Source organism: Sphingomonas sp. Leaf4 (genome assembly GCF_920939515.1).
Lineage (GTDB): Bacteria > Pseudomonadota > Alphaproteobacteria > Sphingomonadales > Sphingomonadaceae > Sphingomonas.
Map to the genome: position 1 here is coordinate 341055 of NZ_CAKLBB010000002.1, position 20545 is coordinate 361599.

Sequence of the window (20545 nt, forward strand, 5' to 3'; positions counted from 1 at the left end):
CGGTTCATCTGCGTCATTGTCCATTGACGTCACCCCGGCGCAGGCTGGGGTCTCCCGGTGAAAGCACGGTACTTTAACGGCGAAAGACCCCAGCCTTCGCCGGGATGACGCCGTGGGTAAGTGCGCCCGAAGCGACGAACCGAACTCCCGTCACCTTGTCGGTAGGAAGGAGGGCGGGTAGGTTCCCCGTCCGTTCCACCCGGAGTATCGTATGGACCCCGTATTGTTGCTCGTCGTCGTCGCCGTCCTGCTGGCCGGGCTTGCCATCGGCTGGCTGGCGGGCAGCCGACAGGCACAGCAACTGCGCGAGGATCGCGACCGGCGCGAGAATGATTTCAAGGCGGCGATCGCCGATCTGGCGCTGGCCAGCGAGCGGGCGAAGGAAGTGCCGGCACTGCGCGAGGAACTGGGCGAGATCCGCGCCGATCGCGACGCGCTGCTAATCGACCATGCCGCGCTGAAAGCCAATGCCGCCGCGTTCGAACAGCGGCTGACCGAATTCAAGGACGCGCGCGAGGCGATGGCGGCGCAGTTCCGCGAGACGGCGCAGGTGATGCTCGACGGCGCGCAGCGCGCGTTCCTGACCCGCGCCAACGAACGCTTCGCACAGGCCGGCGACACCAACGAGATGAAGCTGAAAGCGCTGCTGGCCCCGGTCGAGGCGACGCTCAAGCGCTACGAGGCGAGCATCGGCAAGGTCGAGGGCGAGCGGCAGGAAGCCTATGGCACCTTGAAGGGCCTGATGGATGCGATGCGCATCGGGCAGGAATCGGTCAAGAGCGAGGCGGCCAAGCTGGTCAACGCGCTGCGATCGGCCCCCAAGGCGCGGGGCCGGTGGGGCGAACAGCAGCTCCGCAACGTGCTGGAAACATGCGGGCTGGCCGAACATACCGATTTCCAGATGGAAGTGTCGGTCGATCACGGCGAAGGCCGGCTGCGTCCCGATGCGATCGTCAAGGTGCCCGGCGGCAAGAGCCTCGTCATCGATGCCAAGGTTTCCCTGAACGCCTATCAGGACGCGCATGGCGCGGTCGACGAAGGCGAGCGCGCCGCGTTCATGACCGCGCATGTCGCGTCGATGAAGAACCATGTGAACGCGCTCGGTGCCAAGAGCTATCAGGCGCAGTTCGAGGATACGCCCGACTATGTCGTGATGTTCGTGCCCGGCGAGCATTTCCTCGCCGCCGCGCTGGAGCATGCGCCGGACCTGTGGGACTATGCGTTCGACCGCCGCGTGCTGATCGCCACGCCGACCAACCTGATCGCCATCGCCCGCACCGTCGCGGCGGTGTGGCGGCAGGAGAATCTGGCGGGCGAGGCGCGGCAGATCGGGCAGTTGGGGCGCGAACTCCACGCCCGCCTCGCCAAGATGGGCGAACATATCGCGCGGCTCGGCAAGAACCTCGAAGGGGCGAACACCGCCTACAACGCTTTCGTCGGCAGCCTCGAATCGCAGGTGATGACCTCGGCCAAGCGGTTCGAGGCGCTGAACGTCGATACCGGCGGCAAGTCGATCGACCCGCTGCCGATCGTCGAACAATCGCCGCGTCCGCTCACCAAGCTGGCGGTGGCGATCGCCGATGCGGAAGAGGCACGGGCGGATTGACCCTCCGCCAGAGTTGAATTCATCTGCCTTGAACCGTCGCCCCAGCGAAGGCTGGGGCCTCCTGCGGCTCCTGTCGCGCACTGTCACCGGGAGATCCCAGCCTTCGCTGGGATGACGGTTTCAAAGTTCAGGCCGCGCCCAGCACCAGCCCGATCGTCACCGCCGCGATCCGCGCCGCGATCAGCGCGCACAGCCGCTGCGGATCGTCGCGCGCGGGGACATATTCGGCCAGCACCAGCCCGGCGATCGTGCCGCGTTCGGCCAGCGCGCGCAGCAGCAGCACGACCTCCTCATAGCGCAACCCGCCCGGCGTCGGCATCGCCACCGCCGGAAACGCCGCCGGGTCGATTCCGTCGCAGTCAATCGACATGAGATAGCGCCCGCCCGCCGGCACCTCGCCGATCGCGGCGTCGATGCCGTTGCGGATCAGGTCATAGGCGGTGACGATCCGGCTGCCCCATGCCCGCGCATCGTCGATCTGCCATGCGCCACCGCTGCCCAGCCCGCGGATGCCGACCTGTACCATGGCCGTCACATGGTCCATTTCCGCCAGCCGCCGCATCGGCGAGCCATAGCCGTTCGGCTCGTTCAGGATCACATCGCCCCAGTCGACATGCGCGTCGATCTGCACGACGGTCAGCGGTCCGGCGCCATCGAAGCCCGCAGCGACCGGAATCGGCACCGAATCATCGCCACCCAACACGATCGGCACACCCCCCGCCGCCAGCACGGCGCGGGTCGCGGCGGTGATCCGCTCGCGGTTGCCGGCTGCATCCTCGGGCATCGTCGCGACATCGCCCGCGTCGCAGGCGCGGCGAAAATTGTGCGGGTCGGGGAAGGGGGTGAAGCCCAGATCGAAATCGATCTGGGCCAACTGACGCGCGAACCCCAGCGAGGCGCTGCGGATCGCCGCCGGGGCGTCGGCCGAATGGCTGGGGTCGGCGTTGTTGTAGGGGGTCGCCTCGCTCGCGCCGAACACCACCACGCTGGGGCGTTCCAGCGTGGCGAGGTCGGCGGCGGGTAGGGCGGCGAAGGTCGGGCGGGTCATGGACGATGCAATGCCCCAGCCCCGCCAAAGGTTCAGGGGCGATGCTGCCCCAGCACGGTATAGGCCATCACCGCCGTCGCCACCGCCGCGTTCAGGCTGTCGGCGCGGCCCAGCATCGGCAGCTTGACCAGCAGGTCGCATTCGGCGGCCATGTGCGGCGGCATCCCCTGCGCCTCGTTGCCGGTCAGCAGGAAAGTGGGGTCGCCATAGGTCGCCGCACGATAGTCATGGTCGGTATCGAGGCTCAACCCCACCAGCATCCCTGGACCGGCACGCAGCCAGTCGCGGAACGTCGCCCAGTCGGCCCGCGCCACCGCGACGGTGAAGATCGCCCCCATGCTGGCGCGCACCGCCTCGACCGAGAATGGATCGACGCACTCGTCGATCAGGATCAGCCCGCCCGCGCCGGTCGCATCCGCCGTGCGCAGGATGGTGCCGAGGTTGCCCGGATCGCGCAACCGTTCGGCCACCAGCCACAACGAGGCGTTGCGCCGGTCGATCGCGGTCAGGGCGGTCGAGAATTCGTCGTACACACCGACGACCGCCCCCGGATTGTCCTTGCCCGACAGCTTGGAGAGGATGTCGACGGTGGTGGCGATGGCGATTCCGCCCGCCGCCTCGGTTTCCTCGATCAGCGTTTCGAGCAGCGGATGCTTCTCGTCGCTGGCGTAGAAGAGTTCGGCGGGCAGCCAGCCGGTCTCGCGCGCTTCGGTGAGGATGCGTAGGCCCTCCGCCAGAAACCGGCGCTGTTCACGGCGGTGGCGCTTCTCGCGCAGCAGGCGGGCGGCCTTGACGATCGGATTGGAATAGGCAGTGATTTCACGCGGCATGGGCGCCGGTTAGCGCAAAGCCTGTTCCGCGTCGATCGAATCGAGAATGCGCGCGCCGGCCATGAACACCGCGATCGGGCACACCGCGAACAACAGCCAGCCGCCGATGCCGGGATAGAGCTGGACATAATGCAGCCCACGTTCGACCGCGCCGACCGCAAGGCCATAGATGACGAGGAACGCCTCGAACTTGGACTTGATGGTGAACAGGCTTTTGAGGCGGTCGAGCATGATTCACCCCTCTGCAAATCCTGTACCATCCGCAGATACCCGCCATTTCGATGGTCGGCAACATGGTTAAATGTCAATTAACCCGACAAGGTCGAGTGCTTCGTACAGCGCGATCCGCGCCGCCTCCATCGCCACGATCAGCGCCGGATCGCCGATGTCGCCCGGCGCGATGCGCTCGGGCCAGTACGCCTCGATGACCGCCGCGATCCGGTCGAGCTTCGCCTCGTCGACCAGAAAGCGCGGATCGATGCTCGCCGGATCGGCGACGACGCGCAGCCGCAGGCAGGCGGGGCCGCCGCCATTGGCCATCGATTCGCGCACGTCGACGACCTCCAGCCGCCGGATCGGCCCGTTGCCCGCGACCAGTTCGGTCAGCCATGCCCAGACCGACGGCGTGTCGCGCGCCTCGGCTGGCAGGATCAGCGCCATGCCCTCGCCATCGGGCAACGTCACCAGTTGCGCGTTGAAGAGATAGGAGGCGATGGCGTCTTCCAGCGAGACACGCGCGGCGGGCACCTCGACGATCTCGACCGACGGCATCGCCGCGCGCAGGTCGGCGAAAAAACCGTCGCGGTCCTCGAACGCCTGTTCATGCGCGAACAGGACGCGCTCGTTGGCCACCGCGACGACATCGTTGTGGAACGCGCCGGCGGCGATCGCCGCGTCGGACTGGCGGACGAACAACGTGCGGGCGGGGTCGAGCCGGTGGGTCCGCGCGGTGGCTTCGCTGGCGACACGGTCCTGGCGCGCGGGGAACGGGCCGCCGCCCACGCCATAGACGAACACCTCGACCCCCGGTGCGTCATGGCGTTCGCACAGCCGCATGTGGTTGGCCGCGCCCTCGTCACCGAACGGGGCGGGGACCGGGCTGTGGACTGCGAACGCCGGATCGGCGAAGGCGGTGCGCAGTTGCGCCAGCGTCTGCGGCCATTCGTGGCTGCGATGCGGCATCGTCACCAGATTGGCGACCGACAGGTGGCAGCGCCCGTCGCCGCAATCGGGCGCGGGCGAGACGGTCGCGGCATTGGCTGCCCACATCGCCGACGCCGATAGCGCCTGCGCCTGCAACTCCGGCGCGGCATCGGCATAATCGATCGACAGCGCCTCCAGCCAGCGCCGGTCGGGCCGGGCATGCGGCAGCAATATGCCCTGCGTCAGCCCCAGCGCGAGGTTGGCGCGCATCTTCGCCACCCCCTGCAGCGCGGCGGCGCGCGGCCGCGAAACCGCGCCCGCGTTGCGCGTTGCGGCGAGGTTGCCGTGGCTCAGCCCCGCATAATTATGGCTCGGCCCGATGATGCCGTCGAAGTTGATCTCGCGCAGCATCCTATCGCTCCACATGATGCAGGGTCGCGCCGACCTCGACGCCGAGCGCGCGGGCGGCTTGCGGGTCGATCGCGATGCCGTCGCCCCGCAGCGTCACTTCGCCCAGACAGGCGCGGAAGTCGCCCAGCCGCCCGGTCGACAGGATCGACGGCGTGCCGCCGCCCGCGATCTCCACGACCTTGCCCTCGCGCCGGTCGCGCACCGTCGCGATCTGGTCGGTCCGCGCGGTCATCGACGGGCCGCCGTCGAAGATGTCGACGTATTTCTCATAGGCGAAGCCCTCGTTCTCCAGCATCCGCATCGCCGCGCGCCCGGTCGGGTGCGGCAGGCCGATGACGCCGCGCGCCGCTTCGGGCAGCATCGCGATATAGACCGGATGGCGCGGCATCAGGTCGGCGATGAACTGGTTGCCGTGGATCGCGTTGAACTGGTCGGCATCCTGAAAGCTCATGCCGAAGAACCGCCCGGCGACCCCGTCCCAGAACGGCGATCCGCCCGCCTCGTCGATGATCCCGCGCAATTCCGCTAGCACCCGGTCGGCGAAGCGCGCGCGGTGCCGGGCGATGAACAGATAGCGCGAGCGGGCGAGCAGCAATCCCAGCCCGCCGGCGCGCTCGCCGGGATGCAGGAACAGCCCGCCGACCTCGCTCGACCCCTCCAGATCGTTGACGAGGTTGAGGATTTCGGCACGGAACGTGCGCCCCAGCGCCTCGCTGTGCTTGGTCAGCGTGGCGACGCGATAGGAATAGAACGGCCAGCGCTGCCCGACCTTCGTGAAAATCTGCGACGTGCCACGTACCTCGCCGGTGTCGATATTCTCCAGCACCAGCACGAACGCCTCGTCGCGCGGTTCGTCCTCGTCATGCGCGAAGGCGAGCGTACTGCGTTCCAGCTTCGCGATCAGCGCGTTGCGATCGGGCGGCAGGTTGGTGAACCCGCCGCCGGTCAGCTTGGCCATCTCGTAGAGATATTTCAGATCGTCTTCGCGCGCGGCACGGATGCGGAACGTCACAGGCCCCCCTTGCGCGCGATGCGCGATATGGCGACCGCCGACAGCGCGGCACGTTCGGCCAGGCTGTCGACGATCATATATTCGTCCGGCGAATGGATTGCGCCGCCGCGCACGCCCATGGTGTCGATCACCGCCACGCCTTGCGCGGCGATGTTGTTGCCGTCGCACACCCCGCCGGTCGCTGCCCACGCAATCGGGATGCTCAGGTCGCTACCCGTCGCCTGCACCAGCGCGAACAGCTTTGCCGCCTGTGGGTCGATCGGTTTGGGCGGGCGGTTGAAGCTGCCGTGGCGGGAAATCGTGACGTCGCGCGCCTCGGCAACCCCGGCGATGATGCGGTCGATCGCCGCGTCGGCGCGGGCGATGTCGGCGGCGGCCTTCGGGCGGAAATTGACGCGCAGCACCGCATGGTCGGGCACGACGTTGTTCGGCCCGCCACCATCGACACGCGCGGGATTGACCGCCAGCCCCGGTCCCCCCTCCGCCGCCAGCCGCAGCGCAAGATCGGCGGCGGCGACCACCGCGTTGCGGCCCTCCTCCGGGTTGCGCCCGGCATGCGCGCTGCGCCCGGTGACGGTCAGCGAGAAATTGCCGGTGCCGCCGCGCGCGCCGGCCAGCGTCCCGTCGGGCAGCGCCGGTTCATAGGTGAAGGCGGCGACCTTGCCCGCCGCATGGGCCTCGATCAGCGTGGCGGAGGCGAACGACCCGGTTTCCTCGTCGGAATTGACGACCACGTCATAGCCGAAATCCGCCGGCGGCCCGCCCCGCTCGATCGCGCCCAGCGCGGCGAGCAGCACCGCCAGCCCGCCCTTCATGTCCGCCGCACCGGGACCATTCAGCACGGCGGGTTCGCTGTAGCGCGCCTCCTGAAACGGATGATCGACGCCGTACACCGTGTCCATATGCCCGGTGAACAACATCCGGCAGGCCGCCTGCGGACGAACGCGCAGCAGCAGGTGGCGGCCATGCTCGATCGCCCGCACCCGCCCGTCCGGCTCGACCGCATCGACCGGGGCGGGGTCGACCAGCGTCAGTTCGCCGGGCAGGATCGCGAAGGCATCGGCCAGCAGCCCGGCCATCGTCGCCAGCCCGCGCAGGTTGCGCGTCCCGCTGTTCACCGCGACCCAGCGTTCGACCGATGGCAGCATGGCGGCGCCGTCGATATGCTCGATCAGCCGCCGCTCGTCAGACGATAGTCTCTCCATCCGCCATGGTGTAGCCTGCTTCGAGTCTGTTTGAAAACTCGCCAAAGGGCGAGTTTCTTGCGCGGTGCCGGCCCGCTCCCCCTCCCGACCACCCACAGCGTATCCTGAATGGGTGGTCGGGAGGAGGAGCGGGCCGGCACCGCAAAACGCGCAACCGCGCGTTTCAAACAACCTTCTAGGGCGGATCGACATTCAACGAAATGCCGTCCCAATCTGCTCCCCTCCCTTGTCAGGGAGGGGAGGCGCCTGAGCCGCCGTCCGGCTGAATGTCGATCGGTCCTAGAAGGCGTAGACCAGCGATGCCCGCCCGGTAGTGTCGGCGTTGACCCGCCCGGCGGGGGGCAGGCTTTCATACTGGATGTTATAGGAAAACCGCGCCGACAGCGGCCCGAGCAGCTTGGCATCGATCGCGGTCAGGCTGGTGACGGTGCTGTTCGCCGCCTGGAGATAGGCTGAGGTATCCTGCCTAAGCGTCAGCGCCGAGGTCAGCTTCCAGTCGAGATCGACCGACCCGCGCCCCGCCAGATTGCGCTCGACATTGCCGTCGGTGAAGGTCGTGTGGCGGAACGCCGGTCCCAGTTCGACGTCGAGCGTGATCGGCCCGCGCGCCAGCACGGTATAGCCCGCGCCGCCCGATGCCGAATAACGATCGTGATAGCCGAAGAACTGGTCGGACTCATACTGTGCCGCGCCATAGACGTAGAGCCTGTCGTCGACCTTGTAGTTCGGTTCGAACGCCGCGAGATAATGTTCGCGGGTGGTGACGTTGTTCGTCTCCTGATAATCCGCCTGCAACTTCAGCTTGTGCCGCCAGCGATAGCCTTCGCGCGACAGGTCGAGCACGCCGGTGACGCCCAGCGTGTTCGAATTGCCGCCGTTGATCCAGCCGCCGATCTCGGCCCGCCCTTTCAGCAATGCGCCGAACGAGGCGGTGCGCAGCAGCTTGACGTTCTTCTCGCTGCGTTCGGATGTATAATGCGATGCCAGTTCGGCGATCTTCTGCGAATGTTTCGGCGCGGCCTTGCGGGCATATTTGACGATGGTGGCGACGTCGCCGTCGTTGCCCGACGCCATCGCCTCTTCCAGCATCGTGCGGATCTCGATCGGCAGATCGGGTTCCGGCGGCAGGTCCGCATAATAGGCGCCGAGCGGCAGCAGGAACAGGGGGTTGGGCATCGCCACTCCGCTATAGCCGATCCGCTTGCCGCAGCGTGAACGCTCCGTCGTGGTTCAAGGGCGGCTCACCGGTGCAGGTGTGGGGAAAAGGCAGCGATCACCGCTTCGTACAGCGTCTTCTTGAACGGCACGATCATCGACGGCAGGTCGGCGGGGTCGGCCCAGCGCCATGCGCGGAACTCGGGTTCGGGCGTCGCGATGTCGATGTCGCCATCCTCGCCGTCGAACGCGAACAGGAACCAGCGCTGGCGCTGGCCGCGCCATTTGCCCTTCCAGATGCGGCCGATCATGTCGTCGGGCAGGTCGTAGAACAGCTCGTCGGGCGCCTCGGCGATCAGCCGGACCTTGGTCGCGACCACCCCGGTTTCCTCGCGCAATTCGCGCACGGCGGCGTCGAGCGGTGCCTCACCGGGATCGATACCGCCCTGCGGCATCTGCCACGCCTCCAGCGTCGAATCGAGCCGCTGGCCGACGAAGATCTGTCCGTCGCGGTTCATCAGCATGACGCCCGCGCAGGGGCGATAGGGGAGCGAAGTCTTGTCCATGTCGGCTCCCTTACCGCGTGCCCGCCGCCTGCGCCATCACCCGGTCGGCCTCCGCCTCGGTCACGATCGTCTTCAACACCGCCAGCGCGCCCGCGACATCGCCGACGCTGGAGGGGATCGCGCGGCGCAGCGTCACGAAACCATGGATATTGCCCCGCGCCTCGCGGAAGGTGACGGCCACGCCCGCCTGCGCCAGCTTCGCGGCATAGGCCCGCCCCTGATCGCGGATCGGGTCGAGGCTCGCGGTCAGCACCAGCGCGCGCGGCAGGTCGTGACAATCGCCCAGCAGCGGCGACCCGCGCACCTGCGACGGGTCCGATCGATAGGCGTCGGCGAAATACTGCAATCCCTCGCGGGTCAGCAGATAGCCATCGGCGAACTGCTCGAACGACGGATAGGCTTGCGAGAAGTCCGCCGCCGGATAGATCGGAAATTGCGCGATCACCGGTACGGCGGCGGGTGCGTCGCGCAGGGCCATCGCGGTGGTGATGGTCAGCTTGCCGCCCGCGCTGTCGCCGGCCAGCACCAGCGAGGCGACCTTCAGCCCCAGTTCGGCGGGTGCGTCGGCCACCCACCGCGCCGCCGCCTCGGCATCGTCGGGCGCGGCGGGCCATGGATGTTCGGGGGCGAGGCGATAGCCGACCGACACCACCGGCAGGTCGAGCGCGCGCGCCATTTCGGCGCAGAAGCCGGCGTGCGTCGCGACATCACCGATCACGAAGCCGCCACCGTGATAGAACACCACCACCGGTCCGGCGACCCGGTCCTCGCGGGTGTCGAACACCCGCGCGCCGATCGTGCCGCCCGCCACCGGAATCACCACGTCGCGCGTCACCGCCAGATCGCCGACGCCCAGATCGGCGACATCCTTCATCGCCAGATACTGCGCCCGCGCCGCCGGAGCATCGAGTTCGTGCATCCGTGGCCCCGGCACGCGCGCCAGATAGTCGAGGAACACCCGCACATCGGGCCGGACATACGGATCGGACAAACGGCGTCTCCTGTGGACCATGCGCGTTGCGGCACGGGGCTTGCCCCCTACCTATGCAGCGTGATCCCCGTCGTCCACCACCCCGACTATGTCGCCGAGGCCCCGCCCGGCAGCCGCTATCGCTGGGGCAAGAACGGCCTCGTCCGTGACCTGCTCATCGATCTGGGCGACCGGGTGGAATGGCACGAAGGCCCGCCCATGCCGCGCGCGTGGATCGAGGCGGTGCATGACGACGATTATGTCGCCGAGGTGATCGAGGCGCGGGTGCCCCCGGCCAAGGAACGGCGGATCGGTTTCGCCGTCACCCCGCCGATGGCGCTGCGTGCGCAGGCGGTGCCCGGCGGCACCTATGCCGCCGCGCGGGTGGCGATGGCGCGCGGCTATGCCGCCAACACCGCCGGGGGCAGCCACCATGCGCTGGCCGATACCGGGGCGGGCTATTGCGTGTTCAACGACCTCGCCATCGCCGCCTACCGGCTGGTCGAGGAGGGGACGTGCGCGCGGGTGCTGGTGGTCGATGTCGACGTGCATCAGGGCGATGGCACCGCCTCGCTGCTCGCCGGGCGGCATGGCCTCGCGACCTATTCGATCCATGCCGAAAAGAATTTTCCGGCGCGCAAGGCCCGCTCGACGCTCGACGTCGGCCTGCCCGACGGGATGGGCGACGACGAATATCTGGCGACGCTGGAGGCGACACTGGTGCCGCTGATCGATTCGTTCGCGCCGTCGCTGCTGCTGTATCAGGCGGGGGTCGATCCGTTCGCCGGCGACCGGCTCGGGCGGCTGGCGCTCACGCAAGCCGGCCTGATCGAGCGCGACCGCTGGATGGGGCGACTGGCGCGCGCGAAGGGACTGCCGATCGCCAGCGCGCTGGGCGGCGGCTACGGCGACCTCCTCGAAGTGGCACATCGCCATATCGCGTCGATCGTCGCGGTGGCGGAGGGAACCGGGGTCGCTGCGCAGGCGTAACGTCGCTCGATGACCGATCCCGTCCTGCTCTGGCTCCGCCAGGACCTCCGCCTGCGTGACCACCCCGCGCTCGTCGCCGCCGCCCACGCCGGGGCGGTGATCCCGGTCTATGTCCTCGACGACGACGCACCGGGCGACTGGCGCATCGGCGGCGCGCAACGCTGGTGGCTGCATCACAGCCTGACCGCGCTCGACAAGGCGCTGCGCGACAAAGGCTCGCGCCTGATCCTGCGGCGTGGCGATGCGGTGAAGGAATTGCGGGCGCTCATGACCGAAACCGGTGCGGGTGAAATTCACTCGATGCGTCACTACGAACCATGGTGGGTCAAGGCACAGGACGCGCTCGGCGATTGCCTCACCTTGCACGACGGCAACCACCTGCGCCCGCCCGAAAGCGTCACCACCGGGTCGGGCGGAATGTTCAAGATCTATTCGTCATTCTGGAAGGCGCTCAACCGGATGCTGCCGCCCGACGATCCGGTCGCAGCGCCCCGCAGCATTCCCGCGCCGCCCAAATGGCCGAAGTCGGACACCCTCGCCGACTGGAACCTGCTGCCGACCAAGCCCGACTGGTCGACCGCATTCACCGCATGGACCCCCGGCGAGGACGGCGCACACGCCGCGCTCAAATCCTTTGCGAAGCGCCTCGGCGACTATGACACCGCCCGCAACCTGCCCTCGATCGACGGCAGCTCCAACCTGTCGCCGCACCTCCACCATGGCGAGATCACCCCACGCCAAATCTGGGCCGCGCTCGACGGGTCGGGTGACAGCCTGACGACCTTCCGCAAGGAACTGGCGTGGCGCGACTTCGCCAGCGGCGTCATCTTGTCGATGCCCGACTATGCCGACGCCAATGGCCGCGCCCGCTACGACAAGATGCCATGGCGCACCGGTGCCGCCGCGAAGCGCGACCTCAAGGCGTGGCAGGAAGGGCGCACCGGCTATCCGATCGTCGATGCCGGCATGCGGCAATTGTGGCAGGTCGGCTGGATGCACAACCGGGTGCGGATGATCGCCGCCTCGTTCCTCATCAAGCATCTGCTGATCGACTGGCGCGAGGGGGAGCGCTGGTACTGGGACTGTCTGGTCGATGCCGACTACGGCAACAACGCCGTCAACTGGCAATGGGTCGCGGGCACCGGGGTCGATTCGAACATGTTCGGGCGGATCATGGCCCCGCTGACCCAGTCCGAAAAATTCGATGCCGCCGGCTATATCCGCCGCTGGGTGCCCGAACTGAAGCATCTGTCCGACGCGCAGATCCACGATCCCGACGCCGCCGGCTGCCGCCCGAAGGACTATCCCGAAAAGCGGATCGACCACCGCGAGGCACGCGAACGCGCGCTGGCGGCGGCGAAAGGCGTCTGATCCTACTTGCCGACGGTCGCATGCCGTGCTGTCAGGCGCGCGATGTCTGCCGACCCGTTCGCCCTGCTTGCCCCGCTGTTCGCCCGCGCCCTCGACCGGATCGACCACGGCCTCGCCGCCGGCGCGATCGAGGCGACGCTGCCCGACGGGAGCCGGCGGCGGCTTGGCGGGCGCGGCGATGGGCCGGTGGCGATCGTCGTCCTCCACCGTTGGCGCGCGATGTGGCGGCTGGCGCGCGGCGGTTCGGCCGGCTGGTACGAGGCATGGGCCGATGGCGACTGGTCGAGTCCCGATCCGGTGCCGTTGTTCGACCTGTTCATGCGCAACGCGCAGACGCTCGGCACCGCCGCGCGCGCCGGCGGCGTGTCGCGGCTGCTGCGCCGGCTGAACCACCGCGCGCGCCGCAACGACCGGCCGGGGGCGAAGGCGAACATCGCCGCGCATTACGACCTCGGCAATGATTTCTACCGCGAATGGCTCGACCCGACGCTGACCTATTCCAGCGCGATCTTCGCCGACCCGCACGAACCGCTGGAGGCCGCGCAGCACCGCAAGCTCGCCGCGATCCTCGACCGGACGGCGACCGCGTCGGGCGAGCGCATCCTCGAAATCGGCTGCGGCTGGGGATCGTTCGCCGCCACCGCCTCAGCGGCCGGCCGGCAGGTCGATGCCATTACGCTCTCCACCCGCCAACTGGCGCAGGTCGAGGCGCTGGCGCTACCCGGCGTCGCCGTCTCGCTCACCGATTACCGCGACGTCACCGGCCAGTATGACGCGATCGCCAGCATCGAAATGGTCGAGGCGGTCGGCCACGAATATTGGCCCGCCTATCTCGACACGATCGCCGCCCGGCTGAAACCCGGCGGCCGCGCCGCGCTCCAGTATATCGCCATCGCCGAACCGCTGTTCGACGCCTATGCCGGCAATGTCGACTTCATCCAGGCGCATGTCTTTCCCGGTGGCATGCTGTTGTCCGAACGTCGCTTCCGCGCGTTGGCCAAGGTACGCGGGCTGGCATGGCGCGATGTCCACCACTTCGGCCTCGACTATGCCGAAACGCTGCGGCGCTGGCGCCACGCCTTCGACACCGCCCGCGCCGACGGCCGCCTGCCGATGATCGACGACCGGTTCGCCGACCTGTGGCGCTATTACCTGATGTATTGCGAGGGCGGGTTCCGGGGCGGCGGCATCACCGTGGCGCAGGTGACGTTGGTGAAGGGCGGCTGATCTAGGCGGGGTCGCCATTCAACGAAATGGCTTCCCAATCTGCTCCCCTCCCTGACAAGGGAGGGGTTGGGGGGTGGGTTGGCCGGTTGTGGAGCGCGTACGTTTCCTCGCGGGCCGACCCACCCCCGGCCCCTCCCTTGTCAGCGAGGGGAGCCGCTGGCCCTAACCGCACAGCGCCACACCCTTGGGAGTGCGCAGCGCCTCCGCCTCCGACGCGCTCTCGCTCAGCCGGTCGAGCGTCAGCCCGGCGAGCGACGCCCGCCGCGTACACAGTCGTTCGCACCCAGCCGGCAGCTTGCCCGGAAAACGCACCCGGTCGCCGTCGAACCCGGCGTCGAAACGGCAGCCCTGCCCGAAATCGACCGACAGCGTCTCGCCCATCCGCGTCGCGCTGCCGCGCGCGGTGCAGCCGATGCCGTCGCCATAATCGATGAACCCGCCGATCCGCACCGTATCGCCGCGCTCGATCAGGCACAGCCGGTCGCCCTCGCGCGCGAGCAGCCCGGTCGCGGCACGGGTCGCCGGATCGCGCACGATGCCGCGCTCGATCGCCGCCGCCTCCAGCGCCGCGCCGCCTTGCGCCGGTGCGTCGCCACCCGGCCCCGAACAGGCGGCGAGCAGCAGCAGCCATGGCAACGCCCTCATGACACCGGGACCAGCCGATCCCCCTCGATCCGGCGAAAGAAGCAACTCGCCGCGCCGGTATGGCAGGCGGGGCCAGCGGGGATGCAGCGCAGCCACAGCGCGTCCTGATCGCAATCAATCCGCGCCTCTACCACGCGCAGCACGTTGCCCGACGTCTCGCCCTTCTTCCACAACCGGGCGCGGCTGCGCGACCAGAAGGTCGCCTCGCCGCTCTCGATCGTCAGCCGCAGCGCGTCGGCGTTCATATGCGCGACCATCAGCGGTTCGCCGCTGGCAGCGTCGACGGCGATCGCCGTCAACAGCCCGTCGCCATCGAATTTGGGGTTCAGCACCAGTCCGGTGTCACGGTGTTCCATCGCCGCAACTCCTATCGCCGATCACGGTTCCGCCGCAATCGACGATCAAAGGGCGACAAATCGATTCCGCCTGCCTATATGGCGGTCGTGTGACACGCTTACCCCCGGAAGGGCCTATGTTCACCACCCATCCATTCGACGACGACAAGCTGCGCGAAGAGTGCGGCATCTTCGGTGTTTCCGGCGCGGACGGCGCGGCGGCACTGGTAGCGCTTGGCCTCCACGCGCTCCAGCACCGCGGCCAGGAAGCGGCCGGCATCTGTAGCTGGGACGGGGCGATGTTCCATACCCAGCGCGCGCAGGGCCATGTCGCGGGCAATTTCGACCGGCCCGAGATCATCGAATCGCTGCCCGGGGCCACCGCCTGCGGCCATGTGCGCTATTCGACCACGGGCGAGACGTCGAACCGCAACATCCAGCCGCTGTACGCCGAACTGGCGTCGGGCGGGTTCGCCGTGGCGCATAACGGCAATCTTTCCAACGCGATGCGGCTGCGCAAGGATCTGGTCCGCACCGGATCGATCTTCCAGTCGACCAGCGACACCGAGGTCATCATCCACCTCGTCGCGACGTCGAACTACCGCACACTGCTCGATCGGTTCATCGACGCGTTGAAGCAGGTCGAGGGTGCCTATTCGCTGATCTGCATGACGCCCGAGGGGATGATCGCCTGCCGCGATCCGCTGGGCATCCGGCCGCTGGTGATGGGCCGTCTGGGCGACGGTGCCTATATCTTCGCGTCAGAAACCGTGGCACTCGACGTGGTCGGCGCGGAATTCGTCCGCGAGGTCGATCCGGGCGAGCTGGTCATCGTCAAGAACGGCGAACTGCGCTCGATCCGCCCGTTCGCGCCGCTCAGCCCGCGTCCGTGCATCTTCGAATGGGTCTATTTCTCGCGGCCCGATTCGATCAGCGACGATCGATCGATCTATTCGGTGCGCAAGGCGATCGGCGCCGAACTGGCGTCCGAAAATCCGGTCGATGCCGATCTGGTGATCCCGGTGCCCGATTCGGGCGTTCCCGCCGCGATCGGCTATGCCCAGGCATCGGGCATTCCCTTCGAACTCGGCATCATCCGCTCGCACTATGTCGGGCGCACTTTCATCCAGCCGGGCGACAAGGTCCGCCATCTCGGCGTCAAGCTCAAGCACAACGCCAACCGCAAGCTGATCGAGGGCCGCAAGATCGTCCTGATCGACGATTCGATCGTGCGCGGCACGACCAGCCTCAAGATCGTGCAGATGATGCGCGATGCCGGCGCGGCCGAAGTCCATATGCGCATCGCCAGCCCGCCGACGCGGCATAGCTGCTTCTACGGCGTCGACACGCCCGAACGCGCCAAGCTGCTCGCCGCCAAGCTCGATCTCGGCGGGATGACCGATTATATCCAGGCCGACAGCCTCGCTTTCGTATCGATCGACGGGCTGTACCGCGCACTGGGCGAAGCGGCGCGCACCGCCGTCCGCCCGCGCTATTGCGACGCCTGCTTTACCGGCGACTATCCGACGCCATTGACCGATCAGGACGAAACCAGCTCGGTCGATCAGCTCGCCATGCTGGCCGAACGGGTCGGATGAGCGAGCGGTTGAAGGGGCAGTTGGTCCTCGTCACCGGTGCCAGCCGTGGCATCGGGGCGGCGACCGCGATTGCCCTCGCCGGGGAGGGGGCGCATGTCGTCCTCGTCGCGCGCACGGCGGGCGGGCTGGAGGAGGTCGAGGACGCGATCTATGCCGCCGGCGGATCGGCGACGATCGCCCCGGTCGACCTCTATGACCTGACCGCGATTCCTCGCCTCGTCTCGGCGATCGCCGAGCGGTGGCGGGCGCTCGACGCGCTGGTGCTGAACGCCGGTGCGCTTGGCACGCTGGGGCCGGTGCCGTCGTTCGACCTGAAGGAATTCGACAAGGTGATGGCGCTGAACGTCACCGCCAACGCCGCGCTGATCGCCGCCTTCTCGCCGATGCTGCGCCTTGCGCGCGCCGGGCGGGTGGTCGGCGTCACCTCGTCGGTCGGGGCCGTGCCGCGCGCCTATTGGGGGATGTACGGCGCGTCGAAGGCGGCGTTCGACAATCTCGTCGCCAGTTATGGCCTCGAAATGGCGAACATCTCGCCGGTCCGCACCGCGATCGTCGATCCGGGTGCTACCCGCACGAAGATGCGCGAACGCGCTTATCCGGGCGAGGACCCGCAGAGCGTGAAACCGCCCGAGCGGGTGGCCGATGCGATCGTCGCACTGCTCGCCGACGGGTTCGAGACGGGCACCCGCATCCGCGTGGATTGAGCGCGCGGTCGCTGTCCTACACCGCCGTCGAACGATAGATCGGGCAGGGGAGGCGATACCGCTTCTCCTGCTCTTTCTCTGTCGTCGACATATCGCCCGGTCCGCCTGTCGCGCGATGTCGTGGTTAGTGTAAACTTTGTAAACTTTGGGGGGAATTACGGCTCGATCGTCGGCGTCCACGGGCGTTCGCGAAACCATTTGGTGATGATGTATTTCGTCCCCTCGACCACCGCCATTCCTTCGTGCAGCGTGGCGAGGTTGGGGCTGCCGTCGGGGTTCATATTGTCCCACGCGACCAGCATGCCGGGACGCGGATTGAACCGCACCCCGGCCTGCGGAAACCACGTCGCGCCGCCCTGTTCGACCTCGTTGAGATAGACCATCGCCGTCCACGTTCGCTGCCCGCCCTGCACCGCCATCGACGCCCAATAGGGTTCGTTCTCGTTGAAATAATCATTGTGCGCGCGGAATTGCTGCCCCGGCGCATAGCGCTGTCCCTGCATCGTCTCGCCATGTTCGGGCGGCAGGCCCAGCAGATGTGCGATCTTCTCGTCGATCGGTTGCAGCAGTGGGTGCCAGCGGTCGAGATCGCAACTGTCGCTGGTGCGGAAATTGGGGTCGTTGGTGCTGGTCAGCAGCGTCGACTTGCGCCGCCCATTGTCGATCGTCGCGATCAGCAGCGTGCATTCCTCGTCCGACAGGAAGCCCGGCAGCGCGAAGAGGACCGCGGCATCGGTCTTGGCGCGGCGGATGCCGGGGACGGTCGACAGGTTTTCCTCGACCTCCCGGCCGAAATCGGCCCGGACGGGGGAGGGGGTGCCGGGCGGCTTGCGAAGGGCGGTGGTCATGGCTGCGTTCAATCAAATCGGGAGCATGGTGTCGAGGGGAAGGCGTTTTTGATCGTCATTTCGGCGAAGGCCGGAATCCATTGTGTCGGGAGGCCACGGCTCCATCGATACCGCCCGTATCCATGGATTCCGGCCTTCGCCGGAATGACGGAGAAGCATCAATGCCCCACCGGCGTCTCCATCAACTCCACCAGCACCCCGCCCATGTCGCGCGGATGAACGAACACGATCAACGTCCCATGCGCCCCGATCCTCGGATGCCCCAGCACCCGCGCACCCTTGGCGGTCAGCTCGGCGATCGCGGCATGGATGTCCGCCACCTCGAAGCACAGGTGATGCTGCCCGCCGCCCGGGTTCTTCGCCAGAAACCCCGCGATTGGCGAGGTGTCGTTATACGGCTCGATCAGCTCGATCTGGCTATTGGGCGCATCGATGAAACACACCTTCACCCCCTGCGCCGGCAGATCGAACGGCTCCCCGATCGCCTCCGCGCCGAGCAGGCTGCAATACATGTCGATCGACGCCGCGATCGACGGCGTGGCGATCCCGACATGGTTGAGGCGGCCGAGGGTCATGGTGGTATCTCCTAACATCCGCCAAGCGTGTCGCGCTCGCCGCCTTCGGGAACATAGCGCCCGCCGCGCCGCACGTAGTGGGCGTCGAAATTGCGCGCGCCGGTGAAGCGGACGACGAACGACCGGTTGGGCACCACGTCGACGATCTTGCCGACCGTCGTCTTGGCCTGTTCGCTCGGCACCGCGCCGTCGTCGCTCGCCATCACCTGGATCGTGGCGAGTTCGGCGGGGCCGGCCGGGCGCAGTTCGGTCAACGTCGCGAACGAACAGCTATAGCCCTGCCACGTGCCGCCGCCCTCGGTATAGACGACCGGTAGGTCGCCGATCGTGCGCGATACGCTCCATTCGGAAATGCTGCCGCTGCTGCCCGATCGTACCGCGAACGGCAGCGCGCGGGTGACGTGGACGCCGCCTGTGTCCTGTCGTAGATAATGGATCGCGACGGCACCCCCCTCGACATGCGCCGCGTCGGGGATCGTGCCGGGGTTGACCAGCACCGGGCCGAACGGCGTGTCGACCAGTTGCCCATCGGCATAGACCATCCGCGACCCCTCGGGCGTGCGGGCCTCCATGCCATCGGGAAACGCCGAACGCTGCGCCGCCGCCAGCGTCAGGCCACTCGGCGAGGGCTTGGGCGTCGGCGATGCGGCGGGGGCAGGGCCGGCGGGTCGATGGTCGACGAACAGCCGCACCGCCGCGAACCCGGCCACCGCCAGCACGACCACGATCAGCGCGAGGCGGAGCAGCCGGCTCACAGCGGAATATTGTCGTGCTTCTTCCACGGATTTTCGAGGCGCTTGTTCCTGAGCTTCCTGAGCCCCAGCGCCACCCGCCGCCGCGTCGAATGCGGCAGGATCACCTCGTCGATGAACCCCTTGCTCGCCGCCACGAACGGGTTGGCGAAGCGGGTCTCATATTCGGCCGTCCGCGCCGCGACCTCGGCCGGGTCCTTCGACCGGAAGATGATCTCCACCGCGCCCTTCGCGCCCATCACCGCGATCTCGGCGGTCGGCCACGCATAGTTCAAATCGCCGCGCAGGTGCTTCGACGCCATCACGTCATACGCCCCGCCATAGGCCTTGCGGGTGATGACCGTGATCTTCGGGACCGTCGCCTCGGCATAGGCGAACAGCAGTTTCGCGCCGTGCTTGATGATCCCCGAATGCTCCTGTCCCACGCCCGGCAGGAAGCCCGGCACGTCGACGAAGGTCACGATCGGGATGTCGAACGCATCGCAAAAGCGCACGAACCGCGCCGCCTTCTTCGACGAATTGATGTCGAGGCACCCGGCCAGCACCATCGGCTGGTTGGCGACGATGCCGACGGTCCGCCCCTCGATCCGGCCGAACCCGATCAGGATGTTGCCGGCATGGCCCGGTTGCAGCTCGAAGAAGCTGCCGTCGTCGACCGTCCGCACGATCAGCTCGTGCATGTCATAGGGCTGGTTGGCGCTCGGCGGGATCAGCGTGTCGAGGCTCGGCTCGATCCGGTCCCACGGATCGTCGGACGGCCGCGCGGGCACGCCGGTCCGGTTGGAGGCGGGCAGGAAGTCGATGAAGTCGCGCGCCGCCAGCAGCGCCTCGATATCATTCTCGAACGCGCAATCGGCGACCGAGGATTTGGTGGTGTGGGTGATCGCGCCGCCCAGTTCCTCCTGCGTGACCACCTCGTTCGTCACCGTGCGGACCACGTCGGGGCCGGTGACGAACATGTAGCTCGAATCCTTCACCATGAAGATGAAGTCGGTCATCGCCGGCGAATACACCGCACCCCCTGCGCACGGCCCCATGATGAGCGACAACTGCGGCACGACGCCCGATGCCAGCACGTTGCGCTGGAACACCTCGGCATAGCCGCCGAGGCTGGCGACGCCCTCCTGAATCCGCGCGCCGCCGGAATCGTTGAGGCCGATGACCGGCGCACCGACCTTCAGCGCCATATCCATGATCTTGCAGATCTTTTGCGCATGCCGTTCGGACAGCGATCCGCCGAACACGGTGAAATCCTGACTGAACACATACACCAGCCGACCGTTGACCGTGCCCGATCCGGTGACGACGCCATCGCCGGGAATCACCTGATCCGGCATGCCGAAGTCGACGCAGTTGTGCTCGACATACATGTCGAGTTCCTCGAACGACTCCGGGTCGAGCAACACCTCCAGCCGTTCGCGGGCGGTCAGCTTGCCCTTGGCATGCTGGGCCGCGACTCGCTTCTCGCCGCCGCCGGCGCGCGCGCCTGCACGCCGTTTCTCCAGCGCTTCGAGTGCTTCGAGCATCGTCTCTCCTTGGCCGCTTGCTGCGGGT

21 protein-coding genes are annotated in these 20545 nt (G+C 67.8%); 6 read left to right on the forward strand and 15 right to left on the reverse strand.

All coding sequences use genetic code 11. The annotated features are described in order from the left end of the window. The first annotated feature begins 211 nt into the window (after positions 1-211). Positions 212-1606: a DNA recombination protein RmuC gene (locus tag LRA89_RS04085; protein ID WP_230769108.1), complete on the forward strand. Its 1395-nt coding sequence runs from the start codon at positions 212-214 to the stop codon at positions 1604-1606. A gap of 127 nt (positions 1607-1733) precedes the next feature. Here the strand turns inward: LRA89_RS04085 and LRA89_RS04090 are convergent, their stop codons facing one another. From LRA89_RS04090 to LRA89_RS04130, 9 genes are all read right to left on the reverse strand, one after another. Further along, positions 1734-2654, reverse strand: a complete 921-nt coding sequence (locus LRA89_RS04090; RefSeq protein WP_230769109.1) for an arginase family protein — start codon at positions 2652-2654, stop codon at positions 1734-1736. A gap of 32 nt (positions 2655-2686) precedes the next feature. Beyond that, entirely contained in the window at positions 2687-3484 is a 798-nt protein-coding gene (locus LRA89_RS04095) for a TrmH family RNA methyltransferase (protein WP_230769110.1), read from the reverse strand. Positions 3485-3493: 9 nt separating this feature from the next. Then, positions 3494-3715, reverse strand: a complete 222-nt coding sequence (locus LRA89_RS04100) for a hypothetical protein (RefSeq protein WP_055755839.1) — start codon at positions 3713-3715, stop codon at positions 3494-3496. A gap of 66 nt (positions 3716-3781) precedes the next feature. Continuing rightward, positions 3782-5038, reverse strand: coding sequence for an N-succinylarginine dihydrolase (locus tag LRA89_RS04105; protein WP_230769111.1), 1257 nt, complete (start codon positions 5036-5038; stop codon positions 3782-3784). A gap of 1 nt (position 5039) precedes the next feature. After that, complete coding sequence (locus LRA89_RS04110) at positions 5040-6050, reverse strand: arginine N-succinyltransferase (RefSeq protein ID WP_230769112.1); 1011 nt, start codon at positions 6048-6050, stop codon at positions 5040-5042. After that, positions 6047-7255 (reverse strand): hydrolase, encoded by a 1209-nt coding sequence (locus tag LRA89_RS04115; RefSeq protein WP_230769113.1) that lies wholly within the window; start codon positions 7253-7255, stop codon positions 6047-6049. Before LRA89_RS04115 ends, LRA89_RS04110 begins: the two co-directional genes overlap by 4 nt. Before the next feature lie 279 nt (positions 7256-7534). After that, positions 7535-8431, reverse strand: coding sequence for a DUF481 domain-containing protein (locus tag LRA89_RS04120; RefSeq protein WP_056494311.1), 897 nt, complete (start codon positions 8429-8431; stop codon positions 7535-7537). Between the two features lie 65 nt (positions 8432-8496). Continuing rightward, positions 8497-8976, reverse strand: coding sequence for an RNA pyrophosphohydrolase (locus LRA89_RS04125; RefSeq protein ID WP_230769114.1), 480 nt, complete (start codon positions 8974-8976; stop codon positions 8497-8499). Between the two features lie 10 nt (positions 8977-8986). Beyond that, the gene (locus LRA89_RS04130; protein ID WP_443024929.1) at positions 8987-9988 is read right to left on the reverse strand and encodes an alpha/beta hydrolase; all 1002 of its coding nucleotides are present in this window, start codon (positions 9986-9988) and stop codon (positions 8987-8989) included. Between the two features lie 39 nt (positions 9989-10027). Here LRA89_RS04130 and LRA89_RS04135 point away from each other — a divergent pair, with 39 nt between their 5' ends. Genes LRA89_RS04135 through LRA89_RS04145 form a run of 3 tightly spaced genes read left to right on the forward strand, consistent with a single transcriptional unit; the run spans position 10028 to position 13534 of the window. Beyond that, positions 10028-10936: a histone deacetylase family protein gene (locus LRA89_RS04135; protein ID WP_230769116.1), complete on the forward strand. Its 909-nt coding sequence runs from the start codon at positions 10028-10030 to the stop codon at positions 10934-10936. Positions 10937-10945: 9 nt separating this feature from the next. After that, entirely contained in the window at positions 10946-12307 is a 1362-nt protein-coding gene (locus LRA89_RS04140; RefSeq protein ID WP_230769117.1) for a cryptochrome/photolyase family protein, read from the forward strand. A 42-nt stretch (positions 12308-12349) separates the two neighbouring features. Then, entirely contained in the window at positions 12350-13534 is a 1185-nt protein-coding gene (locus tag LRA89_RS04145) for an SAM-dependent methyltransferase (RefSeq protein WP_230769118.1), read from the forward strand. 162 nt (positions 13535-13696) lie between these two features. On the opposite strand, the gene LRA89_RS04150 is transcribed toward LRA89_RS04145, so the two are convergent. Beyond that, positions 13697-14179 carry a hypothetical protein gene (locus LRA89_RS04150; protein WP_230769119.1) on the reverse strand — a complete coding sequence of 161 codons (483 nt, stop codon included), beginning with the start codon at positions 14177-14179 and terminating at the stop codon, positions 13697-13699. Next, complete coding sequence (gene hisI, locus LRA89_RS04155; protein WP_230769120.1) at positions 14176-14535, reverse strand: phosphoribosyl-AMP cyclohydrolase; 360 nt, start codon at positions 14533-14535, stop codon at positions 14176-14178. Before hisI ends, LRA89_RS04150 begins: the two co-directional genes overlap by 4 nt. A gap of 116 nt (positions 14536-14651) precedes the next feature. On the opposite strand from hisI, the gene purF reads away from it, so the two are divergent. Then, the gene (purF, locus tag LRA89_RS04160) at positions 14652-16112 is read left to right on the forward strand and encodes an amidophosphoribosyltransferase (RefSeq protein WP_055755863.1); all 1461 of its coding nucleotides are present in this window, start codon (positions 14652-14654) and stop codon (positions 16110-16112) included. Then, complete coding sequence (locus LRA89_RS04165) at positions 16109-16816, forward strand: SDR family NAD(P)-dependent oxidoreductase (protein ID WP_230769121.1); 708 nt, start codon at positions 16109-16111, stop codon at positions 16814-16816. Before purF ends, LRA89_RS04165 begins: the two co-directional genes overlap by 4 nt. A 155-nt stretch (positions 16817-16971) precedes the next feature. Here the strand turns inward: LRA89_RS04165 and LRA89_RS04170 are convergent, their stop codons facing one another. The 4 genes from LRA89_RS04170 to LRA89_RS04185 all read right to left on the reverse strand — a co-directional run bounded on the left by LRA89_RS04170 (position 16972) and on the right by LRA89_RS04185 (position 20517). Further along, complete coding sequence (locus LRA89_RS04170; RefSeq protein WP_230769122.1) at positions 16972-17664, reverse strand: prolyl hydroxylase family protein; 693 nt, start codon at positions 17662-17664, stop codon at positions 16972-16974. A 158-nt stretch (positions 17665-17822) separates the two neighbouring features. Beyond that, positions 17823-18239, reverse strand: a complete 417-nt coding sequence (mce, locus tag LRA89_RS04175) for a methylmalonyl-CoA epimerase (protein ID WP_230769123.1) — start codon at positions 18237-18239, stop codon at positions 17823-17825. An 11-nt stretch (positions 18240-18250) separates the two neighbouring features. Beyond that, positions 18251-18994 carry a hypothetical protein gene (locus tag LRA89_RS04180; protein ID WP_230769124.1) on the reverse strand — a complete coding sequence of 248 codons (744 nt, stop codon included), beginning with the start codon at positions 18992-18994 and terminating at the stop codon, positions 18251-18253. Further along, positions 18991-20517 carry an acyl-CoA carboxylase subunit beta gene (locus LRA89_RS04185; protein WP_230769125.1) on the reverse strand — a complete coding sequence of 509 codons (1527 nt, stop codon included), beginning with the start codon at positions 20515-20517 and terminating at the stop codon, positions 18991-18993. Before LRA89_RS04185 ends, LRA89_RS04180 begins: the two co-directional genes overlap by 4 nt. Positions 20518-20545 lie beyond the last annotated feature (28 nt).